This is a genomic window from Streptomyces sp. NPDC057654, assembly GCF_042800135.1.
In the GTDB taxonomy this organism is placed as follows: Bacteria; Actinomycetota; Actinomycetes; order Streptomycetales; family Streptomycetaceae; genus Streptomyces.
The window spans coordinates 1-6832 of sequence record NZ_JBHVHQ010000447.1 but is presented as its reverse complement, the minus strand read 5'-3'; the positions used below and the strand labels follow the sequence as shown (position 1 = coordinate 6832).

The window sequence follows — 6832 nt, the reverse complement described above, 5'->3', positions numbered from 1 at the left end:
GGCGGTGGGCCGCGGTGACTGTTCTCAACGGTCGCCGCGGCTTCTGCGTGCGGGGCGGTCACTGTGCGCCCACGCCGAAGGCCCCGGCCGAAAGAGCCGGGGCCTTCTGTGCCCGTAGGGCACGCGAGGTTCAGAGGCTGACGCCGTGCGCGCGCAGGTACGCGACGGGGTCGATGTCCGAGCCGTACTCGGGGGACGTACGGGCCTCGAAGTGCAGGTGCGGACCGGTGACGTTGCCGGTGGCGCCCGAGAGGGCTATCTGCTGCCCCGGAGTGACCGTCTGGCCGACGGACACGCCGATGGAGGAGAGGTGGCCGTACTGCGTGTACGTGCCGTCGTTCATCTTGATGACGACGTTGTTGCCGTACGCGCCGCCCCAGCCGGCCTCCACGACGGTGCCCGCGCCCACGGCGTGAACGGAGGAGCCCTGGCCGGCGTGGAAGTCGACGCCGGTGTGGCTGCCGGAGGACCACAGTCCGCTGGACGCCTTGTAGCCGGTGGAGACGTACGAGCCGTCGACCGGCAGGACGAAGGCGTTGAGGCGCCTGCGCTCCTCGTCGCGGGCGGCCTTCGCCTTGGCGGCGCGCTCCGCGTCGGCCTTCCGCTTGGCCTCCTCGGCGCGCTTCTTGGCCGCCTCGGCCTTCGCCTTGGCCTCGGCTTCGGCCTTCGCCTTGGCGGCCGCCACCTGGGCGGCGTGCTGCTGGGTGTCGGCCTGGGCGCCGATGCTGTCGGCCACGTCGTTGCTCATGACGACGGCCTGGGTGAGGCCGGTGTCCTCGACCTGCGGGGAGTGGTCGCCGCCGGACGCGAGGGCCGGGGAGGCGAGGCCGGCGACGACGCCGGTCGCGGCCAGGGTCGCGACCCCCGCCGCGTTGGCGCCGACGCGCACGGCGCGGCTCGGACGACGGTGCTTCCCGGTGGCACGGGTGAACGCCATAGGTACGGCTGATCCTTTCCTTCCTTCTCGCCTACCGGGTTAGCTGACGGGTTCGGAGCAGGAAGGTCTCCTACGGCCCCCTCCGGGAAGGGGTCCGATTCACCCCAGGGACGTGTGGGTCCCCGGCTCCCCTGGCTCACGCCATCGGGGACTCGGCGATGGTTGCCCGGGGCCGCGGATGCGACTCACATCTGACGGACAACCGCGTTGAACCTATTCGGGGCTTCTTTCAATCGGCAAACAGAACCGCGATTTTGTGCCCTACGCCACACAGCCGAACCGCAACCATTCCAATAAACCGGACATACGGCGGGGCGCGAAGGCCCCAAAGGCCCCTCGCGCCCCACTCGCCCCGATATGGGGTCCCGTTGTGCCGACGGTCAGCCGGAGACGACCGTCACCTCTCCGATGCCGAGCGCCGTGACGGGCTCCTGGATCTGAGCGGCGTCGCCGACGAGGACCGTGACGAGCCGGTCGGCCGGGAAGGCGCTGACGGCGGCCGCGGTGGCCTCTACCGTGCCGGTCTCCGCGAGGCGCGCGTACAGCTGGGCCTGGAAGTCGTCCGGGAGGTGCTGCTCGACCTGGTCGGCGAGCGTCCCGGCGACGGCGGCGGCCGTCTCGTACTTCAGCGGGGCGACCCCGACCAGGTTCTGCACGGCGATGTCGCGCTCGGCGTCCGTCAGCCCCTCGGCGGCCAGCGTCCGCAGGACGGTCCACAGGTCCGCGAGCGCCGGTCCCGTGGACTCGGTGTCCACCGAGCCGCTGATGGCCAGCAGGGAGGCGCCTGTGGACCCCTGGAGGGCCGTCGGCTCCGAGGAGCGCAGCACCTGCGCGTAGGAGCGGACACCGTAGGTGTAGCCCTTCTCCTCGCGCAGGACGCGGTCCAGGCGCGAGGTGAGGGTGCCGCCGAGGCAGTACGCGCCGAGGACCTGGGCGGGCCAGACGCGGTCGTGCCGGTCGGGGCCGATCCGGCCGATGAGCAGCTGGGTCTGCACGGCGCCGGGGCGGTCCACGATCACCACCCGGCCGGTGTCGTCGGCGGTGATGGGCGTCACCGGATACGGCTCGGCCGTCCCGCCGGTCCACGTGCCGAGCGTGTCCGCGAGGGCCTCGGCCAGGTCGACGCCGGTGAAGTCGCCGACGACCACGGCGGTCGCGGTGGCGGGCCGTACGTGCGCCTCGTAGAAGGCGCGTACGGACGCGGCGTCGATGTTCCGGACGGTGTCCTCGGTGCCCTGGCGGGGCCGCGACATGCGGGCGCCCGCGGGGAAGAGCTGCTTGGAGAGCGCCATGGCGGCCCGGCGGGCCGGGTTGGCCAGCTCGTGCGGGATCTCGTCGAGGCGGTTGCCCACGATCCGCTCGATCTCGCTGTCCGCGAAGGCCGGTGCGCGCAGCGCGTCGGCGAGCAGGGCCAGCGCCTTGGGCAGCCGGGAGGCCGGGACCTCCAGCGAGACGCGGACGCCCGGGTGGTCGGCGTGCGCGTCGAGGGTGGCGCCGCAGCGCTCCAGCTCGGCGGCGAACTCCTCGGCGGAGTGCTTGTCGGTGCCCTCGGACAGGGCGCGCGCCATGATCGTGGCGACGCCGTCGAGCCCGGCCGGCTCGGCCTCCAGCGGCGCTTCGAGGTTGATCTCCACGGCGACGACCTGCTGGCCGGGGCGGTGGCAGTGCAGCAGCGTCAGGCCGTTGGGCAGCTGGTCGCGCTCGGGGGCCGGGAAGGCCCACGGGGTGGGGTCGCCGGGCTTCGGCTGCGGGTGGAACTGCATGGTGGTGGTGGCCACGGCGTCGCTCACTGGCCCGCCTCCTGCTCTGCTGTGTTCGCGGTGTTCTGGGCGTTCGCGGTGTTCGTGATGGTGTCGTCGCCCTGCTCGGCGTCCGCCGGCTCGCCTTCCTCGGAATCCGCCGACTCGGTCGGCTCGTAGACGAGAACCGCGCGGTTGTCGGGGCGCAGCCGGGCCGCGGCGACGGCGCGCACCTCCTCCGCGGTGATGTCCAGTACGCGCCCTACGGCGGACAGCGCGAGCTGCGGGTCGCCGAACAGCACGGCGAACCGGGCCAGTTCGTCGGCGCGGCCGCCGACCGTGGCGAGCCGGTCCAGCCACTCGCGCTCCAGCTGGGCCTGGGCCCGCTCCATCTCCTCCGGGGTCGGCCCCTCGGCGGCGAACCGGGCCAGTTCCTCGTCGACCGCGGCCTCGATGGCCGGCACCTCGACCCCGCCGGACGTCTTGACGTCCAGCCAGCCGAGGGAGGGCGCGCCCGCCATCCGCAGCATCCCGAAGCCGGCGGCGACGGCGGTGCGGTCCCGGCGGACCAGGCGGTTGTGGATCCGCGAGGATTCGCCGCCGCCGAGGACGGTGAGGGCGAGGTCGGCGGCGTCCGCCTCCCGGGTGCCGTCGTGCGGCAGGCGGTAGGCGGACATCAGGGCGCGGGCGGGCACCTCGGCCTCGACGACCTGGCGCAGTTCCGTGCCGAGGGTGTCGGGCAGGGACCCGTCGCGGGGCGGCTGTTTGCCGTCGTGCGAGGGGATGGTGCCGAAGTACTTCTCGATCCAGGCGAGGGTCTGCTCGGAGTCGATGTCGCCGACGACCGAGAGGACCGCGTTGCCGGGGGCGTAGTACGTGCGGAAGAACGCCCGCGCGTCTTCCAGCGAGGCGGCGTCCAGGTCGGCCATCGACCCGATGGGCGTGTGGTGGTAGGGGTGGCCGTCGGGGTAGACCATGGCCGTCAGCTTCTCGAAGGCCGTGCCGTAGGGCACGTTGTCGTAGCGCTGGCGGCGCTCGTTCTTGACGACGTCCCGCTGGTTTTCCATGGACTCTTCGTCGAGCGCGGTGAGCAGCGAGCCCATCCGGTCGGCCTCCAGCCAGAGCGCGAGCTCCAGCTGATGGGCCGGCATGGTCTCGAAGTAATTGGTGCGCTCGAAGCTCGTGGTGCCGTTCAGGGAGCCGCCGGCGCCCTGCACCAGCTCGAAGTGGCCGTTCCCCTTGACCTGCGCGGAGCCCTGGAACATCAGGTGCTCGAAGAGGTGAGCCAGGCCCGTACGGCCCTTGACCTCGTGGCGGGAACCGACGTCGTACCAGAGGCAGACCGCGGCGACCGGGGTCAGGTGGTCCTCGGAGAGGACCACCCTCAGGCCATTGGCCAGGCGGTGCTCGGTCGCTGTCAGGCCGCTGGTACCGGCCTGTTGCGTGGCCGTGTGACCCATGGGCATGTACGTCCCTTCGCTGCGTGATGACCCGCGTGATGTCCCGCGTTCAAATCGGTCCTGTCACTGTATGCAAGCGCGCTGACATCTGGCGAAGTTCCCGGCGAGGAACGCTCTTACGGACGGGTCGCGGTCGGCGTTGTCAGTGGGGCGGTCCACAATGGTCGGCGTCACCACCCCGCACCGGTATATGAAGGAGCCGCAGCCGCGATGGCCCGCCGCAGCACGAAGACCCCGCCGCCGGACGACTTCGAGGAGCGCATCCTCGACATCGACGTCGTCGACGAGATGCAGGGCTCCTACCTTGAGTACGCCTACTCGGTCATCTATTCGCGCGCCCTGCCCGACGCGCGCGACGGGCTGAAGCCGGTGCACCGCCGCATCCTCTTCCAGATGAACGAGATGGGCCTGCGTCCGGAGCGCGCGCACGTGAAGTGCGCCCGCGTCGTCGGCGAGGTGATGGGAAAGCTGCACCCGCACGGCGACGCCTCGATCTACGACGCGCTCGTGCGCATGGCGCAGCCCTTCTCGATGCGCGTGCCGCTGGTCGACGGGCACGGCAACTTCGGCTCGCTCGGCAACGACGACCCGCCGGCCGCCATGCGGTACACCGAGGCGAAGATGGCCGCGGCGTCGTCGCTGATGACGGACTCGATCGACGAGGACACCGTCGACTTCGCACCGAACTACGACGGCAGCGAACAGGAACCGGTCACCCTCCCGGCCGCCTATCCGAACCTGCTCGTCAACGGCGCGTCGGGCATCGCGGTCGGCATGGCGACGAACATGCCGCCGCACAACCTGGGCGAGGTCATCGCCGCCGCCCGGCATCTCATCAAGCACCCGAACGCCGACCTCGACACCCTCATGAAGTACGTGCCGGGGCCCGACCTGCCCACCGGCGGCCGGATCGTGGGCCTGTCCGGGGTCCGGGACGCGTACGAGACGGGGCGCGGCACCTTCAAGATCCGCGCCACGGTCGCGGTGGACAACGTGACGGCGCGCCGCAAGGGCCTCGTCGTCACGGAGCTGCCGTTCGCGGTCGGCCCCGAGAAGGTCATCTCCAAGATCAAGGACCTGGTCGGCGCGAAGAAGCTCCAGGGCATCGCGGACGTCAAGGACCTCACCGACCGCGAGCACGGCCTGCGGCTGGTCATCGAGATCAAGAACGGCTTCAACCCGGAGGCCGTCCTGGAGCAGCTCTACAAGCTGACGCCGATGGAGGAGTCCTTCGGCATCAACAACGTCGCCCTGGTGGACGGCCAGCCGCTGACGCTGGGCCTCAAGGAGCTCCTTGAGGTCTATGTCGACCACCGCTTCGAGGTGGTGCGGCGGCGCAGCGAGTTCCGGCGCACCAAGCGGCGCAACCGGCTGCACCTGGTCGAGGGGCTGCTCGTCGCGCTCATCGACATCGACGAGGTCATCCGTCTCATCCGGTCCAGCGAGAACGCGGCGCAGGCCAAGGAAGCCCTGATGGCGCGGTTCGGGCTGTCGGAGATCCAGACGCAGTACATCCTGGACACCCCGCTGCGGCGGCTGACGAAGTTCGACCGGGTCGAGCTGGAGTCGGAGCGCGACCGGCTCAACGGCGAGATCGACGAGCTCACCGGAATCCTCGATTCCGACGCGGAGCTGCGCAAGCTCGTCTCCTCGGAACTGGCCGCCGTCGCCAAGAAGTTCGGCACCGACCGGCGCACGGTACTGCTGGCCTCGGCGGGCGCCACGGTGGCGGCGGTCCCGCTGGAGGTCGCGGACGACCCATGCCGGGTGCTGCTCTCCTCGACGGGGCTGCTGGCCCGTACCGCCAACGGCGAGCTGTCGTTCGACGAGGACGCCAAGCGCGTCAAGCACGACGTGATCGTCTCGGCGGTGCCGGCGACGGCGCGGGCCGACGTGGGCGCGGTGACCTCCGCGGGCCGACTGCTGCGGCTGCCCGTGATCGACCTGCCGCAGCTGCCGGACACGGCGGCAGCGCCGAACCTGTCGGGCGGCGCGCCGGTCTCGGAGTTCCTGTCCCTGGAGGACGGTGAGCGGCTGATCTGCCTCACCACCCTGGACGAGTCCTCACCGGGCCTCGCGATCGGCACGGAGCAGGGCGTGGTCAAGCGCGTGGTCCCCGACTATCCGTCGAACAAGGAGGAGTTGGAGGTCATCGGCCTCAAGGACGGCGACCGGATCGTCGGCGCGGTGGAGCTACGCACCGGCGAGGAGGACCTGGTCTTCATCACGGACGACGCCCAGCTGCTGCGCTACCAGGCGGGCCAGGTGCGGCCGCAGGGCCGGCCCGCGGGCGGCATGGCGGGCATCAAGCTGGGCGCGGGCGCGAAGGTCATCTCCTTCAGCGCGATCGACCCGGCCGCCGACGCGATGGTCTTCACGGTCGCGGGCTCGCACGGCACGCTGGACGACTCCTTGCAGAGCGCGAAGCTGACGCCGTTCGACCAGTACCCGCGCAAGGGGCGGGCGACCGGCGGCGTGCGCTGCCAGCGGTTCCTCAAGGGCGAGGACTGCCTGGTCACCGCCTGGGCGGGCGCGACCCCGGCGCGGGCCGCGGCAGCGAACGGCGCCCCGGTGGAGCTGCCGGAGACCGACCCGCGCCGCGACGGCTCGGGCGTCCCGATCCCGAAGCCGGTCGCGGTGGTCGCCGGTCCCGTGTAGGGGCGGAGACGGACAGCAGCGGCCGGGCTCCCCACGAG

4 protein-coding genes and 1 riboswitch are annotated in these 6832 nt (G+C 71.6%); of the genes, 1 reads left to right on the top strand and 3 read right to left on the bottom strand.

All coding sequences use genetic code 11. The features are described from left to right. Nucleotides 1-130: 130 nt before the first annotated feature. The 3 genes from ACFU99_RS27335 to ACFU99_RS27325 all read right to left on the bottom strand — a co-directional run bounded on the left by ACFU99_RS27335 (nucleotide 131) and on the right by ACFU99_RS27325 (nucleotide 4142). Nucleotides 131-937 (bottom strand): M23 family metallopeptidase, encoded by an 807-nt coding sequence (locus tag ACFU99_RS27335; protein WP_384396761.1) that lies wholly within the window; start codon nucleotides 935-937, stop codon nucleotides 131-133. A 13-nt stretch (nucleotides 938-950) separates the two neighbouring features. Continuing rightward, a riboswitch (cyclic di-AMP (ydaO/yuaA leader) is annotated at nucleotides 951-1105 on the bottom strand. Between the two features lie 212 nt (nucleotides 1106-1317). Next, entirely contained in the window at nucleotides 1318-2700 is a 1383-nt protein-coding gene (locus ACFU99_RS27330; protein WP_384396764.1) for a M16 family metallopeptidase, read from the bottom strand. Nucleotides 2701-2723: 23 nt separating this feature from the next. Then, complete coding sequence (locus ACFU99_RS27325) at nucleotides 2724-4142, bottom strand: M16 family metallopeptidase (protein ID WP_384396758.1); 1419 nt, start codon at nucleotides 4140-4142, stop codon at nucleotides 2724-2726. Between the two features lie 204 nt (nucleotides 4143-4346). Here ACFU99_RS27325 and ACFU99_RS27320 point away from each other — a divergent pair, with 204 nt between their 5' ends. After that, entirely contained in the window at nucleotides 4347-6794 is a 2448-nt protein-coding gene (locus ACFU99_RS27320; protein ID WP_384396755.1) for a DNA topoisomerase (ATP-hydrolyzing) subunit A, read from the top strand. The last annotated feature ends 38 nt before the right edge of the window (nucleotides 6795-6832 follow it).